22 protein-coding genes are annotated in these 21,889 nt (G+C 34.0%); 10 read left to right on the top strand and 12 right to left on the bottom strand.

Going from position 1 to position 21,889, the window contains the following annotated elements:
- The first annotated feature begins 9 nt into the window (after positions 1-9).
- The 3 genes from QMO11_RS05590 (at position 10) to QMO11_RS05580 (ending at position 2,369) form a co-directional block, all read left to right on the top strand.
- Positions 10-1,173 (top strand): dicarboxylate/amino acid:cation symporter, encoded by a 1,164-nt coding sequence (locus tag QMO11_RS05590; protein WP_068475820.1) that lies wholly within the window; start codon positions 10-12, stop codon positions 1,171-1,173.
- 108 nt (positions 1,174-1,281) lie between these two features.
- Complete coding sequence (locus QMO11_RS05585; protein WP_068475818.1) at positions 1,282-1,908, top strand: carbonic anhydrase; 627 nt, start codon at positions 1,282-1,284, stop codon at positions 1,906-1,908.
- Positions 1,909-2,147: 239 nt separating this feature from the next.
- Positions 2,148-2,369 carry a hypothetical protein gene (locus tag QMO11_RS05580; protein ID WP_282036408.1) on the top strand — a complete coding sequence of 74 codons (222 nt, stop codon included), beginning with the start codon at positions 2,148-2,150 and terminating at the stop codon, positions 2,367-2,369.
- Between the two features lie 78 nt (positions 2,370-2,447).
- On the opposite strand, the gene QMO11_RS05575 is transcribed toward QMO11_RS05580, so the two are convergent.
- Together QMO11_RS05575 and QMO11_RS05570 are read right to left on the bottom strand one after the other, a co-directional pair.
- Positions 2,448-3,197 carry a class I SAM-dependent methyltransferase gene (locus QMO11_RS05575; RefSeq protein WP_282036407.1) on the bottom strand — a complete coding sequence of 250 codons (750 nt, stop codon included), beginning with the start codon at positions 3,195-3,197 and terminating at the stop codon, positions 2,448-2,450.
- Between the two features lie 24 nt (positions 3,198-3,221).
- Positions 3,222-4,076 carry an AraC family transcriptional regulator gene (locus QMO11_RS05570; protein ID WP_282036406.1) on the bottom strand — a complete coding sequence of 285 codons (855 nt, stop codon included), beginning with the start codon at positions 4,074-4,076 and terminating at the stop codon, positions 3,222-3,224.
- 261 nt (positions 4,077-4,337) lie between these two features.
- Between QMO11_RS05570 and QMO11_RS05565 the strand changes: the two genes are divergently transcribed.
- The 5 genes from QMO11_RS05565 to nudC all read left to right on the top strand — a co-directional run bounded on the left by QMO11_RS05565 (position 4,338) and on the right by nudC (position 8,018).
- Positions 4,338-4,634, top strand: coding sequence for a putative quinol monooxygenase (locus tag QMO11_RS05565; protein WP_282036405.1), 297 nt, complete (start codon positions 4,338-4,340; stop codon positions 4,632-4,634).
- A 61-nt stretch (positions 4,635-4,695) separates the two neighbouring features.
- On the top strand, positions 4,696-5,238 hold the full coding sequence (locus tag QMO11_RS05560) for a nitroreductase family protein (RefSeq protein ID WP_282036404.1): 543 nt from the start codon (positions 4,696-4,698) through the stop codon (positions 5,236-5,238).
- Between the two features lie 76 nt (positions 5,239-5,314).
- On the top strand, positions 5,315-6,112 hold the full coding sequence (locus tag QMO11_RS05555) for an SDR family NAD(P)-dependent oxidoreductase (RefSeq protein ID WP_282036403.1): 798 nt from the start codon (positions 5,315-5,317) through the stop codon (positions 6,110-6,112).
- A 179-nt stretch (positions 6,113-6,291) separates the two neighbouring features.
- The gene (locus tag QMO11_RS05550) at positions 6,292-7,170 is read left to right on the top strand and encodes a DMT family transporter (protein ID WP_282036402.1); all 879 of its coding nucleotides are present in this window, start codon (positions 6,292-6,294) and stop codon (positions 7,168-7,170) included.
- Between the two features lie 17 nt (positions 7,171-7,187).
- A complete protein-coding gene (gene nudC / locus QMO11_RS05545; RefSeq protein WP_282036401.1) occupies positions 7,188-8,018 on the top strand; it encodes an NAD(+) diphosphatase in 831 nt (276 codons plus the stop codon).
- Positions 8,019-8,059: 41 nt separating this feature from the next.
- Here nudC and pnuC read toward each other — a convergent pair whose 3' ends face one another.
- From pnuC to QMO11_RS05530, 3 genes are all read right to left on the bottom strand, one after another.
- Complete coding sequence (gene pnuC / locus QMO11_RS05540; RefSeq protein WP_282036400.1) at positions 8,060-8,641, bottom strand: nicotinamide riboside transporter PnuC; 582 nt, start codon at positions 8,639-8,641, stop codon at positions 8,060-8,062.
- Positions 8,642-8,654: 13 nt separating this feature from the next.
- Positions 8,655-9,425, bottom strand: coding sequence for a 2OG-Fe(II) oxygenase family protein (locus QMO11_RS05535; protein ID WP_282036399.1), 771 nt, complete (start codon positions 9,423-9,425; stop codon positions 8,655-8,657).
- Positions 9,426-9,540: 115 nt separating this feature from the next.
- A complete protein-coding gene (locus QMO11_RS05530; RefSeq protein WP_282036398.1) occupies positions 9,541-12,081 on the bottom strand; it encodes an endonuclease MutS2 in 2,541 nt (846 codons plus the stop codon).
- 165 nt (positions 12,082-12,246) lie between these two features.
- Between QMO11_RS05530 and QMO11_RS05525 the strand changes: the two genes are divergently transcribed.
- Entirely contained in the window at positions 12,247-12,921 is a 675-nt protein-coding gene (locus tag QMO11_RS05525) for a porin family protein (RefSeq protein WP_282036397.1), read from the top strand.
- Positions 12,922-13,158: 237 nt separating this feature from the next.
- Here QMO11_RS05525 and QMO11_RS05520 read toward each other — a convergent pair whose 3' ends face one another.
- The 4 genes from QMO11_RS05520 to QMO11_RS05505 all read right to left on the bottom strand — a co-directional run bounded on the left by QMO11_RS05520 (position 13,159) and on the right by QMO11_RS05505 (position 17,417).
- The gene (locus tag QMO11_RS05520) at positions 13,159-13,992 is read right to left on the bottom strand and encodes a hypothetical protein (RefSeq protein ID WP_282036396.1); all 834 of its coding nucleotides are present in this window, start codon (positions 13,990-13,992) and stop codon (positions 13,159-13,161) included.
- Positions 13,993-14,935: 943 nt separating this feature from the next.
- Entirely contained in the window at positions 14,936-16,318 is a 1,383-nt protein-coding gene (locus QMO11_RS05515) for a DUF3078 domain-containing protein (protein WP_282036395.1), read from the bottom strand.
- A 101-nt stretch (positions 16,319-16,419) separates the two neighbouring features.
- Positions 16,420-16,857 carry a methionine-R-sulfoxide reductase gene (locus tag QMO11_RS05510; protein ID WP_282036394.1) on the bottom strand — a complete coding sequence of 146 codons (438 nt, stop codon included), beginning with the start codon at positions 16,855-16,857 and terminating at the stop codon, positions 16,420-16,422.
- A gap of 50 nt (positions 16,858-16,907) precedes the next feature.
- The gene (locus tag QMO11_RS05505) at positions 16,908-17,417 is read right to left on the bottom strand and encodes a SixA phosphatase family protein (RefSeq protein ID WP_282036393.1); all 510 of its coding nucleotides are present in this window, start codon (positions 17,415-17,417) and stop codon (positions 16,908-16,910) included.
- 77 nt (positions 17,418-17,494) lie between these two features.
- On the opposite strand from QMO11_RS05505, the gene QMO11_RS05500 reads away from it, so the two are divergent.
- Positions 17,495-18,031, top strand: coding sequence for a metallophosphoesterase family protein (locus QMO11_RS05500; protein ID WP_282036392.1), 537 nt, complete (start codon positions 17,495-17,497; stop codon positions 18,029-18,031).
- A 43-nt stretch (positions 18,032-18,074) separates the two neighbouring features.
- On the opposite strand, the gene QMO11_RS05495 is transcribed toward QMO11_RS05500, so the two are convergent.
- The 3 genes from QMO11_RS05495 to QMO11_RS05485 all read right to left on the bottom strand — a co-directional run bounded on the left by QMO11_RS05495 (position 18,075) and on the right by QMO11_RS05485 (position 21,882).
- A complete protein-coding gene (locus QMO11_RS05495) occupies positions 18,075-19,199 on the bottom strand; it encodes a hypothetical protein (protein ID WP_282036391.1) in 1,125 nt (374 codons plus the stop codon).
- Positions 19,200-19,380: 181 nt separating this feature from the next.
- Entirely contained in the window at positions 19,381-21,021 is a 1,641-nt protein-coding gene (locus tag QMO11_RS05490) for a glycoside hydrolase family 43 protein (RefSeq protein WP_282036390.1), read from the bottom strand.
- A gap of 468 nt (positions 21,022-21,489) precedes the next feature.
- Positions 21,490-21,882 (bottom strand): hypothetical protein, encoded by a 393-nt coding sequence (locus tag QMO11_RS05485; RefSeq protein ID WP_282036389.1) that lies wholly within the window; start codon positions 21,880-21,882, stop codon positions 21,490-21,492.
- Between the last annotated feature and the right edge of the window lie 7 nt (positions 21,883-21,889).

The raw sequence follows: 21,889 nt of genomic DNA, 5'->3' as shown, positions 1-21,889 counted from the left end.
AGTTTAAGTATGCGTTTATCAAAAATTGGGCTTTTGCCACGAATTATAATAGCCATTATCTTAGGTATTGGTATCGGACTAATTTCTCCTGATGGTATGGTTAGGGCCTTTGTTACCTTCAACGACTTATTTGGCAATTTCTTAGGATTTGTAATTCCTCTTATTATACTCGGTTTTGTTGCACCAGGTATTGCCGATTTAGGTAAAGGAGCCGGTAAACTACTTGGTATTACTGCATTAATAGCCTATGGATTTACTATTTTCTCTGGCTTTTTCACCTTCAGTGTTAGTCAGTTTGCATTACCTAAACTATTAACAACCAGCGATCAAATACATATTGAAGAAACTGTAGATACACTCACTCCTTTCTTTACAGTTGAAATGCCCCCACTCATGGGTGTTATGTCTGCATTAGTCGCTGCTTTTGCCCTAGGTCTTGGAATGGCTTCAATAAAAGGAACTACACTAAAAAATGCCTTTGAAGATTTTAAAGAAGTGGTAGAAAAGATTATTTCTGTAGCCATAATTCCCTTACTTCCGCTTTACATATTTGGTATCTTTCTAAAAATGACGGCTTCCGGACAAGTACTGCCCGTTTTAAGTGTTTTTATAAAAGTTATCCTTATCATATTCTTCTTAACCGTTGTTCTTTTATTTATTCAGTTTACTATTGCTGCATGGGTAAGCAAACAAAATGCTTGGAAATTACTTAAAAATATGTTTCCAGCTTATATGACAGCACTCGGCACACAATCATCAGCCGCCACAATACCTGTAACATTAGAGCAAACCATTAAAAACGGCGTAGATGAAGATTTGGCTGGTTTTGTAGTACCCCTTTGTGCCACTATCCACTTATCAGGTAGCACTATGAAAATAGTTGCGTGTGCCATGGCAATTATGATGTTATCGGGTATGCCCGTTACATTTGGTGCACTTGCTGGTTTTATTTTAATGTTAGGTATTGCTATGGTGGCAGCCCCTGGGGTTCCGGGTGGAGCCATTATGGCTGCGTTAGGTATATTAGAAAGTATGCTTGGCTTTAGCGCCGAGCTGCAAGGCCTAATGATTGCCCTTTACATTGCCATGGATAGCTTTGGAACAGCAACTAATGTAACTGGCGATGGTGCTATTGCAGTAATTGTTAATAAAATTGCCCATAAAAAAGGCTAATTTTTGAGAAACTTCGGTGTTCTAACGGGCCGCACTAAACATTAATATATTTATATTGTTTTTATATTTGACAGCTGATTAATTAATCGAAACAAAATATTTTGTACTATGAAAATAAAACAACTTTTCAGCAATAATCAAGAGTGGATAAATACCAAATTAAAACAAGATCCTGACTTTCTTAAAAAGCTTTCGAGCGATCAAAAACCTACCATTTTATATATAGGTTGCTCGGATAGTAGAGTAACGGCAGAAGAACTTATGGGTGCGCAGCCTGGTGAAGTATTTGTACATAGAAATATTGCCAATATGGTACCTAATACTGACCTAAGTTCCATGTCTGTAATAAACTATGCCGTAAGTATTTTAAAAGTACAGCATATTGTAGTATGTGGTCACTATGGTTGCGGAGGTGTAAAGGCTGCCATGGATTCGTCTGATCTCGGAATTCTTAATCCGTGGTTAAGAAATATTAGAGACGTTTACAGATTGCATAGGGAACAACTAATGGCTATTGAAGATGAATCTGAACGATACAGAAGATTAGTTGAGTTAAATATTCAAGAGCAATGCATCAACGTTATTAAAACAGCTGATTATCAAAAGGCTTATAAAGATCGTAAAGCATCAGTGCACGGGATGGTATTTGACCTAGAAACTGGTAAATTAAAAGACCTAAAAATTGACTTTGATAAAGAGCTTGAACAAATAATGGAAATTTACACATTAGACTGATTAAAGTTTATATCATTTTTATAGATAAGGCCAATAACTGATAATATCTATTGACCTTTTCTATAAAACCCTATTAGGCTTCTATTATTATCTCCTTTAATGGAATATCGCACATCCGGCTGCAACGGCACGGTATATAACAACTAATACTCTAATATAGATTCTATTTAAATAATTGGCATAAAAGTTGATTCAGATACAGAACAACATTACTTACAGAACATAAATATTTAATAGTTATGGGTAAGATATATCACAAACCAAGAATAGAAGAAATAAAAATAGATCAGGAAATTGTTATGATGGCACCTTCTACGCCTGAATGGAAGCCTGGAGACGAAAATCCTCCATGGGTGGGTAATCCTGATCATCCAGACCACCCGAGCAATAAACCTAAAAATAAGATATTTAACAACCCATTGGAGCAGAACACGCCCTTTGGAGGTGATAGCGTTTTTTAAACAATACATTTTCATTAAAAACAACAATACACCCTACTATGCTACATTGCTAGTTAGGAGGTTTTGTGTTGTAAAATATTATATACGCTTGGCTATATAAAACACGTAGCCATAATAAGTTCCATACTTTTTATACAGCTCAATCTCTTTCTGCTCACCATCTATAATGGCTTTTGCGGCTTTACTGTTCGCATGCTTTTTTAAGAAAGATGAAAATCTTTCTTCCATCGGATTATAATAATTATCTAACCAACAATTATTAGGTAAGATAAAATGTGCTACTGGAGAATATCCATTTTCTTCAATCACCTTAGTTTTATTAGAAATGGTATCAATTTCAGGATAAGCATTCGTCCAAAACTCATGTACTTCACTAGGTCTGTTATTACTTAACCAAGATATTTCAGTAACTGCAACATAACCTCCTTCTTTTATAAACGGCTTCCATTGCCTAAGTCCATTTTCAAAACCTATGTTATAAATAGCTCCTTCCGACCAAATAATGTCAAATTCGTTAGTTATAAACGGAAGTTTATCCATTGAAGCCTCCATAGTTAATACCTTATCTTGTAATCCTAGCTTATTGGCATTTTCATTTACCTTATCTAAAAACTGCGGAAATAAATCTACAGCTAATACCTTTCCGTCTATATTATTTGCAATAGAAATTGTTTGAGCACCTGTGCCAGATCCAATATCAGCTACTCTTAAATCCTTATTATTAATTATATCAATAAAGCTCAATGCCTTTAGAGTTTCTTTATCGCTTCCTGGCCCTTGTCTTTTTCCTCCTAAGTGAAAATCAATAATATATTCTATATCAGTCATAGATAATGTCTTAAATTATATTTATTAAGCACAACACATTTGTCCACTATTCTTAAACTCTTTAATAGTCATACCATAAGTCTTTTTAAAAGAACGCGCCAAGTGGCTACTATCGGTAAAATTAAGCTGAAAGGCTATTTCCTTAACCGATAAATCAGTATGCAACACTTTTGTTTCTACAATCTTTAATTTCGATTTTAGTATATAATCCGCTAAACTTAAACCCGCTTGCTTCTTAAAATACTCTGAGAAGTACGACTTTGAAATTCCAAACTTATCTGCCAAAACAGGAACACGTATTTTGTCCTTATCCAAAATATTGGTATTAACGTAGCGTACAATCTCACCAAACCTATTGTCTATATCGTTTGCCTGATCAACATATCTCTTTTCAATACTGCGTGCCAAAATATTTAAAATAGAAGCCAAAGCCCCTGTCATTATCGATTGCGAAAAACTATCGGCCACTAAATGCTCCTGATAAATAGTTTTAATATTGTTTATTATAAAGTCGCGCTCACGCTCTGTTTCAATAATATCTCCGGGAGCTTTATTATAATTAGCCAATATGTAAGCTATTTTATCAAACCAAACATGGTAATCTGTTAAAGCATCTTTGTTTAAAAAATAATGATCGGTAAAACGTATAAAATAAAAACGTGAAGCTTCATCAATCTTAAAAGAATGACAATCTAATGGCGGTAACAAAAAAACATTACCCTCCTGAAAACTAAATTCATGCTGATTAATACACTGAGTGCCTTTACCCTTTTCTACATAAACAATCTCGAAGAAATTATTCTTGTAGGGTCGCTTATCCCAAACTTCAAACTCTTCAATATGAATTTCAAATAGCTTATTTATCGACTTCGTAATCATTGTATATTTATTGGTACCACTGTGCAAATATACGACATTTAATAATTAAAGTACTTCTATATTGCATTATAGGATACTATAACAAATAACATCTCCAATATTAATACAATAATACCTCATATATTTACATCGTATTAATTAGAGTATAGCCTATCTTTGTATTGTTCACTTTGATATAAAAACAAGTGAATATTGATAATGAACTCGCTTATTGGTAAATTAATGAACACTAATAAAAATAATCATTTAAACTTTAACAGGATGTCAAGTCAAAAATTAACAATTGTAGCAAGAATTACCGTAAAAGAAGGAAAAGCTGATTTTGTAAAATCAGAACTATTGAAACTAATAGACATAACACGAGCTGAGGAAGGGTGTATTAATTATGATTTACATCAGGATAATGAGAATCCAAACTTCTTTTTATTCTTCGAGAACTGGGAAAATCGTGAGTTGTGGCAAAAACACATGGGCAACCAGCACTTAGCTGATTATATAAAAAATACAGAGGGCGCTGTTGAAGAATTTATTGTGCATGAAATGTCGCACATTGCCTAGTATTGCTCAATTATTCTGAATTCGAAAAGTAAGTAGTATTAACATAAATAATAGATAAGTTATGGATGCAATAGAACTAATAGAAGGACGTAGAAGCGTACGTAAATTCAAAAATGAAAAGGTAGACCGCGAAGTAATGAAAGACATTATTTCTGTAAGCCGATGGGCTCCATCATGGGGAAATTTTCAAGTTGCGCGATATACTATTATTGATGACGATGAAACCATACAAAAACTTGCAACCGATGGCGTTAATGGTTTTGTGTATAACATTAATACACTTAAAGAAGCTAAAGGTGTGGCTGTATTAAGCTTTGTAAAAGGCAAAAGTGGAAAGCTCGAAGGTGATGACTATGCTACATCTAAGGCCAATGTATGGGAAGTTTTTGATGCTGGTATTGCTTGTCAAACATTTTGCCTAGCTGCACATGCCAAGGGCGTAGGAACCTGTGTTATGGGAGTAATAAGCGATGTATCTGTTGCTGAAATAATAAACTTACCAGAAGAAGAAACTGTTGCTGCTTTAATTGTTTACGGTTACGAAGAAGGCACAACCGCTCCTACTAAACGTAAAGAAGTAGACGAAATACTACGATTTATTTAATTAGAATTCAATTAATAGGATGCATAGATAGTAGCTAGAACCATACAACTATCTATGCATTAAAAATTAAAATATTATGAGTAAACATATATTAATAACAGGAAGTACTGACGGAATAGGCAAAATATTAGCCCTTGAATTGGCCAACGAAGGACACCACGTTTATATACATGGACGCAATCAGGAAAAGGTAATGGCTGTTGTTAATGAAATAGTTAATACTAGCAACAACAATAACATCAGAGGCTTCATTGCCGATTTGTCGGATTTAGCTGCTGTTAAAGACATGGCCGATCAAATAAACAAAAGTATTCCCCAACTAGATGCCTTAGTAAATAATGCTGGTATTTTTAAAAGTTCGGCAAGTACAAAATCAGGTTATGAATTACGTTTTACCGTAAACTACTTAGCTCCATATTTGCTCACCAAGGAGGTAATGCCATTACTTAAAAAGGCAGATCAAGCGCGTATTGTTAATTTAAGTTCGGCCGCACAAGCACCTGTTGCAATTGATGCTGCAAAAGGAACAAGGGCTATTTCTGTTAACGAAGCTTATGCACAAAGTAAATTGGCATTAACCATGTGGAGTTTTTATTTAGCCAATAAGCAAGAAGACATAAGCGTTATAGCAGTAAATCCGGGCTCGCTTTTAAACACCAAGATGGCAAATGAAGCTTACGGACAACACTGGTCTCCGGCTGAAAAAGGTTCGGATATATTATACGATTTAACGCTTGGAAAACAATACCAAGACTTAACGGGTAAATACTACAATAACGATAATGGCGGATTTGCAAGAGCACATGCTGATGCTTACAATCAGGATGCTATTAACGAGCTTATTGAAGAAACTGAGAAAATGATTCTGTTATAAGTCTTTACTCTTTCTTATCAATTACTTGTACACAAAAGGTTGCTTCATGCTTATTCCTAAATAACAATTAAGCCATATGGTAATAAGTGTTAAAGTAGAATTGAATATGGCGTTTATAACTTATAAAACATCACTTATATCTCATAAAACGCTAAGTTTGCACTTCAATACTACAACTAATGACAAAGCATCCTCAATTTAAATACATCATTGAGCTTAATATCGCCTTAATATTTATGGCAACATCGGGGGTTCTAGCCCGATATATTGAACTCCCTTTAACCATTACCATTGTAACAAGAGCCATAATTGCAGGCATATTACTTTTTGCTTTTTGCATTTGGAAAGGCTTCAATTTAAAAATAAAGAAACAAGATTTGCCTATGCTTGCCCTAAGCGGAATACTTATGGGTTTGCATTGGCTTACTTATTTTGAAGCCCTACGATTATCGAATGTAGCTGTTGGTATGATTTCGTTATTTACTTTCCCAATCATCACTTCGTTTTTAGAACCGCTTTTATTAAAAACCCCATTTCAACGCATTCACCTGTTATTGGGATTGTTGGTTTTAGTTGGTATTTACTTTTTGGTTCCAGAGTTCAGTTTTGAACATGATTACACCAAAGCTTTAGCTTATGGCGTATTATCTGCCTTTGTGTATTCGCTCAGAAACATCATCGTAAAATCAAAAACTAGCAACTATAATGGCTCTATATTAATGATGTATCAGATGTTCACCATTGTGATTATACTATCTCCTTTCTTTTTCATTGAAGAAAACATTGATGTTATGGCTCAACTTCCGGCGAATTTGGCACTTGGTATTATAACCACTGCCATTGGGCATACCTTATTTTTATACAGCCTCAAAAAATTCTCGGTTACCTCCACAAGTATTATGAGTTGCATACAGCCCGTTTATGGAATAGTACTTGCCATTATTTTCTTAAACGAATTGCCTGATAGTAATTCAATTATTGGCGGATTCATCGTACTATTATCTGTAATACTCGAAAGTTTGCGCAGTTTAAAAACATCACGCTCACGTGTAAATTAATCCTACAAAACACCTCTATGATACAAGATATTCATCCACACCTCTTCAGTAACACCTTTGTTAGTAAAGAAAACATTGAAGCAAACGATAACATATTTCTATTTAAGGATAATGCCCTTTTACTTATTCAGAATGCTACTACCGTTTCCTTACCTCGTAAGAAGGATATAGAAAACTGTCCTTCTAGCGGACGTTTTTTATTCACCCTAAATGAGGTACACTGTTACTTAGTTCTGGATTTTAAAATTGAAGAAGAAGAAAACAACTTTATTTATCAGGAAATACGATTTCCGAATGTGATTTCTGCTCCTGAAATAGATTGGGCAAGTATTGTTGCATTACAATTACGTAATTGGTATTTACAGCACAAGTATTGTGGAAAGTGCGGATCTGAAACTCATGCAAAAACAACTGAGCGATGCATAGAGTGCAGCAACTGTGGTAATATCATATACCCAAATATTGCACCTGCTGTGATAGTGGCTATTTTAAAGGGCGATACATTATTAATGGCTCATAATGCCAATTTTCCTGAAGGCTTCTACTCTATTATTGCCGGATTTGTTGATGTGGGCGAAACTGTTGAGCAATGCATACAGCGCGAAGCTATGGAAGAAGTAGGAATTAAAGTAAAAAACATACGCTACTATAAAAGTCAGCCTTGGTCGTATTCAAGCTCGCTTATGCTGGGCTTTATTGCTGAAGCAGATGACGATGCTGTGCTTGAACTAGATAATAAGGAGATTGTAGCTGCCGATTGGTACTCAAAAGACAAACTACCCGATCATCCGAATACCAGAAGTATTGCCGGCGAGTTAATTGAATTATTTAAAAAAGGAGCCTTATAAATTCTCGTTTACAAGGCTCCCTCAATCAATATTTACACAAGTTAATGCACAATATTATACGGCTTATTTTCTTTATTTAGATGCTTTTTCCACTGTATGTAACCAACTACCGAAAACACGGTATAAACCACGGTTAAACCAGCATAATAATCTAAAGACCTGTTGTGGTATAAAAATATAGTGCTCAAATTAATTACCACCCAATAAATCCATCCACTCAATTTCTTTTTAGCTTCAAGATAGCTGGCAATAAAACTAAAAATAGTTGTAGTAGAATCCAGAAATGGACTTTTGGCATCGGTGTAATTAGAGAATACGTAACCCAAAGCATACGACAAAAGAATTCCTACTGATATAATCAGTAAATGGCTAGATGCTTTTACATCGGTAACCTTAAGTTGTTCTTCCGGACTTTTATTCCATAAAACATAACCGTAAACACCAATTATTACATAGTATACATACAAAATTGACTCAGCATACAAGGTTGATCTATAGAAAAGCCAAATACTTACCAAGGAAGATGCAATCCCAAAAAACCAACATATTTTATTCTCCTTTATTATAAAGTATAGATAGGCAAAACCTAATATAACAGCTGTTATCTCTAAAACTAAATCCATTTATTGCTTGATATTAAAATAAGTTTAAATAATCGCGATAATAATCTAACGCATCCACTTGGGTATTTTGTAATGCTATTTTTGCATCAGGTTTAACTAAAGAAAAAAATGCGAATGAGTATCTTTCTTCATCAATATTTGGCAGCTCAACGTGGTGCATCAGTGCAGTTTGTTTTCCGGCTGTGATATATTGCATTAAATAACCATTAAAGGCAAAAACATTCTGTTTCTTCCCCACTATAAAGGATTGATCATTCTGTACATATGCCAAGCCTTCCTCTACCCCAAAGGGAAAAGTTGTAAGTAAGGAGACATCAGAATGGTCCGACAAACGCTTATTATCATTAGCATTTTTACTCCTGTTATTTACTTTAGGATAGTAATTACATGAAACCATATGCCCTACCGATTCTTTATAAAATTCGCGTAGGTTCTGATCTCCTATTTTCTCAATAATTCCTAATTCAATTGTTGAGATAAGCTCTTTTATTTTCTTCCATTCCAAATCAAAGAAATCTTTAAATTCGATAGGGAAATCAAATGAACCAGCGAAATCAGACAATACAAAAGTATGCAACATATCTGAAGGATATTGATTTAAACTATCGGCTTGACCCATATAAGAATAACCATCAAAAGCTCTGTTGTAACATTTTTGTAAATACTGATTCTTATAATCAGAATCCTTACTTAAGAAAGACCGAAAAGCATTACGCAATAGTGCATCCGAAAAAGCAAGCTGAGACGTAGTGGTAATCAATTCTTCATTTATAATGTGGCTCATTAACTCTGTGTTTTGTGCCTCTGTTAAATCACCAAATGAGATAATTGTTCAGTACAAATAAAAAAAAGTGCAACATCGTTAAATATTGCACTCCATATCAATATTATTGTAGTATTTATAAATCTAAATCAACTATAGTTATGCCACTACCACCTTCTTGGATATGTGCATCCTTGCAACTTTTCACATGTGGCATAGTATTCAGCATTTCTCTAATCATGGTGCGCAAAATCCCATTTCCTTTTCCGTGAAGAATCTTCACTTCACTTACTTCGCACATTATGGCATCATCAATATGATTCATAACAATAGCAATGGCTTCTTCTCCTCTATGCCCGCGCACATCCAAATCAGGTTTAAAACTTAATTTCTTAGTACGTACTTTTTCAGCAATACCTGAGCCAAAACTCTGTTGGTTCATACTGCGCATAGTCTGCTTTAATTGCTTATTACTAATTTTCTCTAGTCGAGATACCTTTACTGAGGTTACCATATGACCAAATGCAACTGAAGCATTATTGCCTTTAATGCTCATCACTTCACCTGGAAGCGACTGTCCTTCTAGTTTTACCTTATCACCCTCTCTAATTATGCCATCATCCTCTGGCTTGGCTTTCTTCTTGAGTTTTTTGGGGGCTTGAACCTTTTGCTCTACTTGCTCATCCAACACCTCGTCGGGCCCAGCTTCATCTTTATTTTTCTTACGCTGCTGGCGATTCTTGATGCGCTCAATCTCTTTATCTATTCTGGCCTTTTGCTTATCGTCGGTTTGCTCTAATCGCTCCTTAAATTCATTTAATCCGACACGAGCCTTTTTAGTTTTTTCTTTTTCAGCTTGGCTTTCCTTAATCTCACGAATGGTACGTTCAATACGCTTATTCGCTGTTCCTACCAATTCTTCAGCTTCTTTACGTGCCTTTTCAATTATGAGATTACGCTCTTTCTTACTTCGTTCAAGTTCTGATAAATATTTTGCAGATAACTCTTCAAGCTGCTTGTCTTTTCTGCGAATATTATCGCGCTTCTGCTCCCAGTAGCGTTTATCACGAGCAATCTCACGTAAGTGCTTATCAAAGTTAATATGATCTTCTCCTATTTGCGATTTGGCTCCATCTAACAAATCCTCGGGCAAACCAATTTTACGTGCAATTTCGAATGCAAATGAACTACCGGGCTGTCCGATCAGTAACTTAAACAATGGCTTAATTTGATGCGTATCAAACTGCATCGCGCCATTCTCTATTCCGTTAATACCCGAAGCGTAATGTTTTAAATTGGTATAGTGCGTTGTAATTACACCATTCAATTTCATCTCGTTAAAGCGCTTTAAAACCGCTTCTGCAATGGCTCCACCTAAAGCAGGTTCTGTTCCCGTACCAAACTCATCCACCAAGATTAAAGTTTCAGGAGTTCCATAACGCAGAAAATGCTTCATATTTAACAAGTGAGAACTATAGGTACTCAAATCATTTTCGATGGACTGCTGATCACCAATATCAATAAATATTTGATTGTAAACACCCATTGTGCTTCGGGCATCCATTGGCACTAACAAACCACACTGAAACATATATTGTAACAAGCCAACCGTTTGCAAACATACAGACTTACCACCAGCATTAGGTCCGGATATAAGCACAATACGCTGCTCGGTATCTAACTTAATGGTTAGCGGAACAACTTCTTTTTCTTCAGCCTTATGCTGAAGGTATAGTAATGGATGTACTGAATCTTCCCAATTTACCTCTGGATGATTTACCATTTTAGGCAAACAGGCATTTATTTGAAGCGCAAACTTTGCTTTTGCCCTAATAAAATCCATGATACCCAAAAATTCATACGAGAATATTAAATCATCAAGGTAAGGTCGGATACTATCTGAAAAGTTTACCAAAATGCGAATCATCTCACGCTTCTCAGCATACTCTAATTCACGTATTTCATTATTTACTTCAACAATCTCGGTTGGCTCAATAAACGATGTTTTACCCGTAGCAGATTCATCATGAATAATACCGTTTAGCTTACGCTTATTACCTGCAGGAACTGGAATTACTGCTCTACCATCGCGAATAGCAACATTTGTATCTGCATCAACCAACCCCGCTTTACGCGCATTGGCCAATATGCTTGCCATTTTGCGAGATACTCCGGCTTGTTTTTTAAACTTATCATTACGTATTTGAGCCAATTCAGGAGAGGCATTATCCTTTATCTTCCCAAATTTATTTAAGATACCATCAATACGATCAAAAATATATGGATATACCATTACTTTTGAAGCAATCTCTCTTAGAAATGGGTATTGATTAGATTCTTCCTTATTATTAAAAAATCGTACAATATCTTTAACGGCAGATAACGATCTTCGTAAATCATACAATTCTCGCTCCTCTAAATAAAGGCCTTCAACCTTTATTCTGCCCAAAGGGCCTCGCACATCAATATAATAACTTGTTGGAAATGTGGACTCAGAAACGCAAATTTGCTTAAACTCGTTAGTTTGATTAACCCAGCGGTTAATTACATCGTGCAAGGTTACAAAACGCATTTCACCAACACGCTCTTTCCCCATGCTACTTAAGCACTGTTCTTTTATTAAATTACGAACTTTATCAAAACGGATCTTCTCTTCAAAAAACTCAGGATATATCACTTCGTTGTACTCTATTATTGGTATTGCGCAAAAGTAATAAAATAAGATCGTTGTTTGAAATAATTATAGTGCAGACAAGTTTTTAAAACAATAAAAGCCAAATTTCGCAATTATTAAGTAATATTGTGTCAATATTTAAACATGCTTAATTTTTAAACACTAATTATGAAGAATTTTTTATTGATTATATCAGTTTTATTAATAGCCGCTAATGCAAATGCTCAAGAAGCTTTTTCGTTTGGAGTAAAAGGTGGGGCTAGTTTTTTTAATTATGACACCGAGTTTCTGAATAAACATGATAATCCAAATATCAGTAACTACGAACAAGAAACTCTACCAGGATACAACATTGGAGTATTTGCAAAAATATTTTTAACTGGGCCACTTTATTTTCAACCAGAAGTATATTACTCGCAAAAATCGATGAAAGAAACCATTACAGTGGTTGAAGGCTCAATTCCTTTAAAATTTGCTAAGAATGATGTAATGCATTTCGTAGATGTTCCATTATTGCTTAATGCAACTATCTTTGATTTTACATTTGCCGGCAAAATTTATGGAATGGCAGGACCTAACTTTTCTTTTTTAACAAGTAGTAAAGAAACTTACGGTACAAACTTTGGAACTACGAGCAACCCTAATACTGAAGATTTAATTAAGGATGCCACTGAAAATGATTTTAAAACCCTTAACTATACATTACAGGCTGGTCTTGGTTATGAAATAAGAAAATTTCATGTAGACTTCCGTTACGAAAGAGGTTTAATGAATATGTCAGAAGAAAACTTTGATATGACTTTAAATAACTTCATGATTGGCATAGGTCTTAGATTTATGTAAGCTTACTTAAGCTTAAAATTTAAAAGCGCAATATTTAAACAAGGGCACTGAAAAGTCTCCCCCTACATTAGGGTAAAAATATATAAGGTTGTAGAATGAGTATTTCACATACTTTTAACTACAACCTTTTTTTATGTAATAAAACCTCGATAAGAACTTAGACAACTTAGGGTATAGCTTAACAGCTCGAATAAAGAGCGTGACAATCGCTTGTTATTATTTATTGGCAACTGGTGTTTAATCTGGAATTATTAGATTAATCCCAAATTGATTACAAATAGCTTTTAGTAAATCTGTATTTTCTTCCTCGGTTTTTCCAATACTGGTTCTACCTATTTTAACTATTTCTCCTTTTTTAATTATGAATGGCTTAATAACTGTTGTTCTAGAAATATATTCAATATTTTTAGCATAAAAATATAATACGTCACTCATTGTTAAATCTCGCAATTTTAATTCTTTATACTCTTCCATTATCCCTTTATGGTCTTTAAAAAATTGGCAATCTTTTATAAAGACAATATACCCTCTATTACCTAAAGAGATAAATATTGAACTCGAATTTATTATATGAATAAAATTGAACACTTGCTCCTGCTTGAAAGTAAATTTGAAAACCGATCCGAAAGGGTCTGGACTGCATTTAAAATCTCCAGAAACACAATGTAGATAATGTCTAGCTTCCTCTAACGGATCTTTAGGAGAAATTACATCGCCTATTTTATAACCAGAATTTTTTCTGTCCCATTCAAATATTTTATCTTTGATTGTCAGACAAAAATGAATCTTATTAGCCCAACGCCAAATATCCGAATCGGTTTCAGATTCACTGGAGATAACTTTTTCTATTCTCCCAAATACTTTCCCATTACATTTTGAACAACATGGAACAACTAATTGCTTATATGAAATCTTAGTCTGGTTTGGTAATACTAATTTCTGATCCCACAAATTAAATTTATGCTGTAACCATTTCGGAAATATATGTTCACGTGTCTTAGCTTTTCGCCCACATACAAAACATGTTTCATTATTTATGTCGAAACTTTTAATCTTAGTAAATTGCTCCATATCATTTGCTGCTATCTAACTTATACCCTCACCACATGCATATATCATTCTACCATATATTCTATATACTCACCTCAAAAAGCAACATAAACACAAGTGGGAATACTTAATTCTGTATGAAAATAGCAAAACTTCTGTTATGTTCATCTACATATATTCATTTAGGAATGAAAATGCACCGCCTACAGTATAATTGATGTGCCATATATCATAAACAAGCCTCTTATAGCCTCAAAGCCTGCGCCTAGGGCAAAAAAAGTGCTGCCCAGGATTAAAGAGTGACTCTTTGTCAGAAAAAGGCTGTTCCCATAGGCGAAAAGGCAATTCCCTAAGGTCAAAAGTGACTCCTTGTCATGAAAAGGCGAGGTATAACCTTCAAAAGGCAAGGTATGGTGATTAAAAGTATCATTTTGTCAGACAAGAAGCAATTAGAGGCATCTTCCTATCAAAATTAAATGAACCCAAACTTTGGATCAGAACCAAATATCGTGTGTGATCCAAAACTTTCTAAATTGATCCGTATCTCCCAATTATATTAGGCAGTATTTATAAAAAAGAAAACCGCGATTAGAATAATCTAATCACGGCTTTCAATCTTTAACCAAACCTAACCCTATCTTTAAGAGATTGCTCTCTAATATTTTGAAGTTGATTAAAAGAAATCGCCTCCAGCAGGAGCCTTTGGCGATTTCCAATCTTTAACCAAACCTAACCCTCTTTTTAAGTCTCATATAAAGAAATCGTCTCAGGCAGAACCCTCGACGATTTCCAATCTTTAACCAAACCTAACCCTAAACTATGAGAAAATTTAAGACCTTTAATATTTTGTTTAGCAAATCTTTATTTGCTATTTTTTGTTCTAATTGTGTAGTACAAATATATGGTCTGTTTTTTAATCCACCAAATATTTAAGCAAATAAATGTCAAAAAAATCACATTTTTCTTAAAATTCATAATTGAAACTTACCGAAAAATACTCTCTAAACTGCAGTTTATCAGACTCATTAGTAAAATATCGCAACTGAGTGTTTATTCGAGTAGACAAATACCTATTTATGCGCATATCAAAAATTAATTCCCAATCTACTTGGTAAAAGTTTTGTGCTATCCGGTAATCAACAAAAGCATCTAAATTAGATACTAATTTAAATTCTGTTGATATATCCCATATAAATGTATTCAGCACCGAAAAACCTGTATTATTTGCAGATTTCTTATCTTCCGCAATGGAATATCGGGTTTGATCAACTTTAACGGTATCCATTACATAGGTAAATTTTGTAGACAAAGGAGAAAATAACAATGTGAAATTCTCATTTGGTTTGTAATCCATACCCAGGGAGAATGTAATATATGCAGGAGCCAATAATGACGATACCGCCTTCTCCCCCTCATCTCCATCTACAGTAAATAATTGCGACTTAAAATTAGATACCAAACTGTAGTACCATTTTTTAGATGCCTTTATACCATATTTATTGAAAAGCTCAATTTGATCCGTATTAATCCTTGCGGGATCAGATTCGGAGCTGATGATACCGAGTTTCTGCCTTATATAATTTTCCCATTCAACATTTCCCTGTTTATAATCTGCCTTTAATATTAAATCACTTTGTAATGAAATGGTACTCTCTCCCCCTTTGGTCCAATTGCTTAGGTGAGTTTGTGCGAACTGCAGACTTTCTGTACCTCCGGTATACCATGGGCCTTCTTTTCTAACACGCTTTTCTAATTGCTTTTTTGTTTCATAATTATCATAATCTAACAATAGTGCAATACCCTCTTCTGCAGAGCGTTTACTCAAATACTTCCTATCTGTTATTAAACGATGTGGTTCTGGTATTTCACTCCAAACAAATTCAACTAGCTCGGGATTGGTTACAAATAGCTTTTCACTGCTTTTTACAAGGTTAAGTGGTTCTCCAATTAAACTACTTGTTTTATTAAAGTAGGCTAGACTATCTAAAAAACCCTGCTTAGAACTTAAAAGATAAGTTTTTTCAAGAGTAGGTTGGTAAGCAATTTTTAGATTATCATCAGAATAATACTTAAGCGATAAAGAATACCCCCTGTAATCAGAATCATCAAAATTTTTAAATAATGTTTGATTTCTAATTATACTATTTGAATCAGAAAGATATACTTGTGGATCTTCAAAATCCTGTAAATTTAAATTCTTAAATAGCAATGAGGTTTCATCATAATCAAAACTATCATTTAAGATGATATTTTGTGTAGAATTACGAAGGCTATCTTGAGAATAGATAGAACTATTTAACAAAACTACATAAACAAAAATACAAGATACTTGGAGTAGATAACGCAAGGGGATACACATCTTTATTACAAATCAAAATTTGAGCAAAAATAGTTTTTTTTTGATAAATTAAGTTAATAACAAGAATAATGGAGTGTAAATAAAGCTTTTTATTTGTCTTCAATTTTTAAAGGCTTAAAAATTAATGAAATTGAATTTACACAATGACGTGTGTTTTTATCGGTAAATCCTTCTCCATAGAAAACATGCCCTAAATGCCCATCACAGTTACTGCAAACAATTTCAACTCTATACCCATCGGCATCTCTCACCTTCTTAACTGCTCCTTCTATTTCATCATCGAAACTAGGCCAACCACAATTAGATTCAAACTTATCTTGCGATAAATATAGTGGTGCATTACAGCGCTTGCATTGATAAACTCCTTTTGCCTTGTGTTTATTATATTTGCCTGTATTAGGCATTTCTGTTCCTTTGTTTATTATAACACGCTGTTCTTCTTCAGTAAGCTTATTACAATTCTTATTTTGCGATACCATACTTACAGAGATTAACAATAGTAAAATAATAAAATTGATTGCTTTCATAATTACTTGCATTTAATATGAAACAAGCATCTGCAACTTTAGTTTTCCAATTAATTTGAACCCTTAAACATACTAGGATATAAATAAGTTTCAACACGTCCTTGCCTGGCCTCTATCTGATCCCAAGAGTCTACATCAAATTTTAATACCACAGCCACACCTGTTGGAAAGTGAAATAAATCTTCGGAAGTTAAATTTACGGTAAACCCAGCAATATCAGGATTATGCCCAAACAAAATTACTGACTCTTTCTTATTATCTATACCAGATAAGTATTTTAACATCGTTTCGGTTGTATACCCTTCATATATAAAGCGCTCATAAAAAACTTCGGTTCCCATAGGACCAAGGTATTCTAAAAACAATTCACAAGTTTGTTTAGCTCTATTAGCGCTGCTGCTTATGTATACATCTGGCTTGCAACCAATTTCCTTAAGTTGAGTTGCAATAAGTTTACTATCCTCAATGCCCCTTGGGAGGAGATTGCGATCATAATCTGATCTAGAATAATCAAACAACTGTTCTGTTTTAGCATGCCTAACTAGTATGAGCTTTTTCATCTGTCTTTTTATTATTTACTATTAACATGGCTAAGTTAAAAAAGTACTTTGTGAGTTAAACAAATTTCTACCTATTTTTGAAGCGACTTACTAATATATTTTTAATGATAAAAATTGGTTTACTTTCGGATACTCACTCACATTTCGACCCTCGATTCATCGATCTCTTTGCAGACTGCGATGAAATATGGCATGCTGGTGATATTGGCGACATTAAAGTTTTAGATAAATTACAACAACTACAGGAAACAAGAGCAGTTTATGGTAATATTGATGATGCAATTATAAGGCGTTCTATTAAAGAAAATGAGCGTTTTATGATTGAAGGAGTTGATGTTTGGATTACTCACATTGGTGGATATCCTGGAAAGTATGACCGAAGAGTTAAAGCTGAATTATTTAATAATCCACCAGATTTATTTATTGCAGGACATTCTCATATATTGAAAGTTATATATGATGAGAAATTGCAATGCTTACATATCAATCCTGGTGCAGCAGGCATTAGCGGGTTTCATGCTGTAAGAACAGCTGTTCGGTTTAATTTAGACAATGGAAAAGTTAAAGATCTTGAAATCATAGAATTAGAGAATAAAAGATTTGGTGGCAAATAACTTTATTAATTGATGTTATTAAAAGTTATATTAAAAACTTCAATTAAAATCGGTACACAAACATTAATTGAATACCAGGCCCTTGATACATATTTTTCAAATTTCGCAGATTAGGTAATCGAGTATCATCAGCATTTACATAGGCCATTAAATGTGCCGATAATCTTTTGAAGGTACGCTCCCACTCAACAAAAGTATACCCTTGCTTATTGTCCCAATCGTAAAATATTATGGATTTAAACTTATCTCTATTTGAAATAGGATAAGAAACTTCTAAAGCAGAAATATTACTGCTGTTATCGAAAGAAAAAGCAGATTGATGATAGGATACCAACATATGCTCAAAAGCAAAGTAAAGGCCATTTCCTACTTCAATCTCTCTATCAATACCAATAGTAAGCAATGATTGATTAGAAAATAAGTATAAGCCTTTATTGTTTATATTATTCCATGATGCTTCAACCCAAGCGCCAAAAGTATAGTTTAGCCTCATATCAAATCCGTATTTTCGCTCTCCTAATACGGTTGATTGAAATTCTTGCTCCACATTTATCATTCTATGATGATAACTAAAGGCCATATGCCCCCGCTCGAATGGGTACTTATAACGTCCGCCAAATTCGGGAATAGTGGGTACGCTTGGAGACCAGTCCCATCCCCTAAGATTATCATTCCCATAAAGCGACCATAAACTCAACTTGGATGAGTTGGAGAAAGTGTAAGTTCCATAGGCTGAATAGACACCATCTGTAATCTTCATCGGATCGCGAGGATCGAGAAGATCAAACCACATTAATGGCCGTAACATACGCGCCGATCCAAAACTAATATCTTGTAAGCCTAATGAAAATGAGAAGTTTTCATATAAGTAACTTCCGGCTAAGCGATACAAACTAATTTCTCCATCAGAATTATAATCATCAAAATTAGTATTTATAACTCCCCAGGCATATGCAGCTGCATTAACACTAAACTTATGCTTATTTTCACTTGAATAGTCATATGTTAAGCTTGGTACTATTCGCGCTCCTAATGATAATGGATAATTATTATTACTATGAACCCAAGTACCTATATCACCCTTAAAATAAAGCGAATCAGATTTATTTTGACTACTCAAATGAAAAAGACTAAATACGAAGGAAATTAAAAGAAAACTGGCTCTCATTTACAATTTATAAGTAACCATAAAATTACTAGATTTTAAACTAAAAAAAAGGATATCGCAGACTTGTTTTAATAACTCTAGATATTAAACTATTTATTAGTGTATTACTCTATTATTAAAAACAACAAAGCCAACAGTTTAATACTATTGGCTCTGATGTATTTAAAAATGCACTAAAAACTTATTTTTTTGACTTTAGCTTAAACCAATCAAAAGCTGCCTTTTTATTACTCTCACTACCTTCTGACGTGGCATACATTCCAATATAGGTTCCATTAAATCCCCAAGCTACTTCATCACTAAATGAAGACATATCTTGTACTCCTCCAATTTGTGTTAAGTCTTTGTCTGAACTTCCAAAGAAGAATGTTACATTCAAACCATCACCTACAGTTTTTAATATTACTTGTTTCCCTTTATAAGGCAAACGAGCTATTTCTTCGCTTATTCCTTTTTCACCTTTTACTGTTTTTGCCGTTGTTTTAAGCAAAACAATCTCATTTTTCTGACGAAGTAATTGATAATGAGTTGATGATTTACGATAAAGCACTAAACCTGCTTTCTCATTATCCTTTTTAGAAGAAAACTCCATTTGAGTGGATGCTTCATAATAATGACTTTTAACTCGGCGTGCTAAATAAGAAGGGTTTTTCCACTCATTAACCGTTTCCGGACGTAAATCAATTTGCATTTTACCTTTTACCTGCTCATACCATGATACATTTGGCGTGCGCAAACAATTCCATTCTAAATCAATATTGTCGCCATCAAAATTATTAAGCTCTTTTACTGCAGGTACTGGCGTCCAGGGTAAATTTGGTCTTTGCTGCTCTTCCTTCAGTAATCCGAAACCTGGATTGTACATTAATGTTAATCCACTTTCGTTATTCCAAAGCTCAACCTTTGCAAGAAAAGTTTCTCGTGCTAAAATTGCATGCTTTTCAACAGGACGTTTTGCCAACATAACACTCCACCATTCTCCATTTTGGGTTTGTACTAAATCAGCATGCCCAGTTTGTGTGATGGGATAAGTATAGCCCAAATGGCGATGCGTTAATACTGGGTTTGCATGATTTGGTACATACGGTCCCCATAAATCTTTACTATTAAAAATAGTTACAGCATGGAACTCACTTGTTCCGCCCTCTCCTATTAGTAATACATATTCTCCATTTATTTTATACAAATGTGGTCCTTCGGCCCAACGTGCATTTGAAGCGTGGCCATAAGTTAACTGCTTTTTCTCGCCTAATAACAAACCTTTATCCGGATCAATTTCTTGCATCCAAACACCATTTTTGCCGGGCCATTCCCCTTGGGTTCCATCAACAATACCAGCTCCTGTATAATAACATTTGCCATCATCATCCCAAAATAATGATGGATCAATACCCGGAGCATCATTAATCCACATTGGATCACTCCATGGTCCTGCAGGATTTTTCGCAGTAATTATAAAATTCCCCTTTTGTCCTACCATCGTAGTTATAATGTAAAAGGTACCATTATTATACCTAATACTTGGCGCAAAAATCCCATTCGAGTTTTTTAAGCCATCATTATACTTTATCTGATCAGGACGATGTAAACCATGCCCAATTTTCTCCCAATTTACCAAATCCTTGCTTCTATGAATTGGCAATCCTGGGAACCATTCAAATGTGGAATTTACCATATAATAGGTATCTCCCACTCTGCAAATAGACGGATCAGGGTAGAACCCAGATAAAATAGGATTTTTAAATGTTTCATTAGTTATTTGACTTTCTATTGTGCCAAATATCATCAACAGAAAGAATAAATGGAAATTTCTAAATAACATATCAATTAGAGTTAATTTATTTAAATGATTATTACCTGAAAGATGATAAGCTTTGATCAATAACTCAAGAATTAATACTTAGCAATATATGTACACACCAATACACCCCCCAAATTAGCACAAATTAAAGGTACATTTCTAGACCATGGTAAAATCAACTTATGCATGTTATAATACAATTTTGCGTAATTGATTAGTGCTGTATTTTTAAAATAAATGCACCTACTAAAAAATAAACTGCTATTGGCAGATAAAAAGCTCTATGTGCTAGCTAGTAGAGATATTTTTAAAAAAGCCGTTTCAAACGATTGAACTTACATTTTATTTTTGGCAGATTGATTTTAAGTAAAGATTACAAGCCTTTGGTTATTATTTTTAGTAGATTTTAATTTAAAGATAAGTAAACAAAAATGCCTGGTAGCAAAATACTACCAGGCATCATTATTAAAAATTACAATAAACTAGTTCTTAGTTTATTCTTCGCATCAAATACCTAATAGTTACGGTACTTTCACCAATTGTCATAGCTCTAAATATTTCAAGCTTATCCCAATCAACATATGCAACTGTATACTCTTGTACATAATCATCATCTCCCGTTAAGGTTAACTTATCTGTGCTTTCAGATTGCCAATCTCCAGCAGAAGCGAAATTATCTACATTAATAAATAAAAATTTACCATTATTATTTAAATGTAGTGATGACATGGATACAAACTCTACTTCTCCGTCTGCCATTACATTCTCAACTTCCCATTCACCTGTTAAAATACTTGCAGGCTCTGGTGTTTCTGTTTCAAGGCAGGAGCTTAAAGCTCCTGCAATGAATAACAATAACACTGCTATTTTTATATTCTTCATTTTAATA

Source organism: Saccharicrinis aurantiacus, assembly GCF_947489045.1.
Classification (GTDB): Bacteria; Bacteroidota; Bacteroidia; order Bacteroidales; family Marinilabiliaceae; genus Saccharicrinis; species Saccharicrinis aurantiacus.
The sequence above is the reverse complement of the archived record's forward strand: the minus strand, read 5'-3'. Positions and strand labels throughout refer to the sequence as shown.

Bases quoted from the DNA above. Each gene is read 5' to 3' on its own strand.
- QMO11_RS05570 (WP_282036406.1), bottom strand. From the start codon at position 4,076: ATGATTACGAAGTCGATAAATAAGCTATTTGAAATTCATATTGAAGAG.
- QMO11_RS05590 (WP_068475820.1), top strand. From the start codon at position 10: ATGCGTTTATCAAAAATTGGGCTTTTGCCACGAATTATAATAGCCATT.
- QMO11_RS05550 (WP_282036402.1), top strand. From the start codon at position 6,292: ATGACAAAGCATCCTCAATTTAAATACATCATTGAGCTTAATATCGCC.
- QMO11_RS05520 (WP_282036396.1), bottom strand. From the start codon at position 13,992: ATGGAGCAATTTACTAAGATTAAAAGTTTCGACATAAATAATGAAACA.
- QMO11_RS05565 (WP_282036405.1), top strand. From the start codon at position 4,338: ATGTCAAGTCAAAAATTAACAATTGTAGCAAGAATTACCGTAAAAGAA.
- QMO11_RS05490 (WP_282036390.1), bottom strand. From the start codon at position 21,021: ATGTTATTTAGAAATTTCCATTTATTCTTTCTGTTGATGATATTTGGC.
- QMO11_RS05510 (WP_282036394.1), bottom strand. From the start codon at position 16,857: ATGAAAGCAATCAATTTTATTATTTTACTATTGTTAATCTCTGTAAGT.
- QMO11_RS05495 (WP_282036391.1), bottom strand. From the start codon at position 19,199: ATGAGAGCCAGTTTTCTTTTAATTTCCTTCGTATTTAGTCTTTTTCAT.
- QMO11_RS05535 (WP_282036399.1), bottom strand. From the start codon at position 9,425: ATGAGCCACATTATAAATGAAGAATTGATTACCACTACGTCTCAGCTT.
- pnuC (WP_282036400.1), bottom strand. From the start codon at position 8,641: ATGGATTTAGTTTTAGAGATAACAGCTGTTATATTAGGTTTTGCCTAT.
- QMO11_RS05580 (WP_282036408.1), top strand. From the start codon at position 2,148: ATGGGTAAGATATATCACAAACCAAGAATAGAAGAAATAAAAATAGAT.
- QMO11_RS05585 (WP_068475818.1), top strand. From the start codon at position 1,282: ATGAAAATAAAACAACTTTTCAGCAATAATCAAGAGTGGATAAATACC.
- QMO11_RS05485 (WP_282036389.1), bottom strand. From the start codon at position 21,882: ATGAAGAATATAAAAATAGCAGTGTTATTGTTATTCATTGCAGGAGCT.
- QMO11_RS05505 (WP_282036393.1), bottom strand. From the start codon at position 17,417: ATGAAAAAGCTCATACTAGTTAGGCATGCTAAAACAGAACAGTTGTTT.
- QMO11_RS05525 (WP_282036397.1), top strand. From the start codon at position 12,247: ATGAAGAATTTTTTATTGATTATATCAGTTTTATTAATAGCCGCTAAT.
- QMO11_RS05575 (WP_282036407.1), bottom strand. From the start codon at position 3,197: ATGACTGATATAGAATATATTATTGATTTTCACTTAGGAGGAAAAAGA.
- QMO11_RS05560 (WP_282036404.1), top strand. From the start codon at position 4,696: ATGGATGCAATAGAACTAATAGAAGGACGTAGAAGCGTACGTAAATTC.
- nudC (WP_282036401.1), top strand. From the start codon at position 7,188: ATGATACAAGATATTCATCCACACCTCTTCAGTAACACCTTTGTTAGT.
- QMO11_RS05555 (WP_282036403.1), top strand. From the start codon at position 5,315: ATGAGTAAACATATATTAATAACAGGAAGTACTGACGGAATAGGCAAA.